Here is a 484-nt window from a genome sequence, read left to right on the forward strand (position 1 = left end):
TGACTACCGTCGGCTTAAACAAAGAAATGAATACATAGAAGCACAAGGTGTTCATTTTACCTATCGAGCGGGCCAAGTTGTCACAAAGAAAGAAGCAAGAGAGGGTGCTAACGGCACAATCTACTACCTGCATTCTCATGAGGATCGCGCTGGACGTGTCACTCACTATAACAAGGGTCGCTTTGCGATGTCGGTTGGTTATAGCGATACGGGTTTCGTTAGCAGCTTGGCGGTGCAAGGCAGTTATGGTTATATCCAATCACATAGTTACCAGTTTGATGGTTTAGGGAATCTGACAACACGTGCACTTTCATCAGATGGTGGGCAAGTTGAGATCAGCCGATTTGGCTATGACGACCTAAACCGCGTAATCAAAGTCAACGGTGAGACTGAGTTTGCCTATACCGCAAATGGTAACCTGACCACCAAGTCTGGTTGGACGCAGCACTATGAAGATGCAAAGCCGCATGCCATTTCCAAGCGA

General features: G+C 47.1%; 1 protein-coding gene. It reads left to right on the top strand.

The window, feature by feature from the left end:
* On the top strand, window positions 1–484 hold a 484-nt coding region (locus tag N483_RS27395), incomplete at both ends, for a hypothetical protein (protein ID WP_196764431.1).

The organism is Pseudoalteromonas luteoviolacea NCIMB 1944 (genome assembly GCF_001625565.1).
Lineage (GTDB): Bacteria > Pseudomonadota > Gammaproteobacteria > Enterobacterales > Alteromonadaceae > Pseudoalteromonas > Pseudoalteromonas luteoviolacea_F.